Below are 417 nucleotides of genomic sequence, written 5' to 3'. Positions count from 1 at the left end.
TTACAGATTTATATCCTCATAACTATAAAAAGGCAATCTCTGACGCTGTAGAATAATTTTTATACCTCACAAGATGTACTTGCTAGGGTGGATACTTTGATTCTGCTGTTATATGGAGGTAAGTTCAAGAAGATTTGATTAGAAGAGGGAAGTTTGGAAAGGCAATTGAAATGGATATCAAAGATATAAAACGAAAATTTGGAGGAAAGTATAATGAAGGTATGAAAGATATGATTGATTATGCTATTGACAATGATTATATTACAAGCAAAGAAGGTAAGAGATTAAAACGAAAATATTTATATCATTAAAAATTATGGAAATAAGTATAACAAGTAAATTAAAAATAAACAATATTAGTATAGGAGATAAAAAAAAAGTAATTAGTGAAACAAATAATGGCATTACGTATTATTA

At 26.6% G+C, this 417-nt stretch carries 1 protein-coding gene; it reads left to right on the top strand.

Annotated features, from left to right (window positions below):
* Positions 1-134: 134 nt before the first annotated feature.
* Positions 135-311, top strand: a complete 177-nt coding sequence (locus GOQ24_RS16335) for a hypothetical protein (RefSeq protein ID WP_155093497.1) — start codon at positions 135-137, stop codon at positions 309-311.
* Positions 312-417 lie beyond the last annotated feature (106 nt).

Source organism: Myroides sp. LoEW2-1 (genome assembly GCF_009767705.1).
GTDB classification, from domain to species: domain Bacteria; phylum Bacteroidota; class Bacteroidia; order Flavobacteriales; family Flavobacteriaceae; genus Flavobacterium; species Flavobacterium album_A.
Note: the sequence above shows the minus strand (reverse complement) of the source record. Positions and strands in the feature narration are given on the sequence as shown.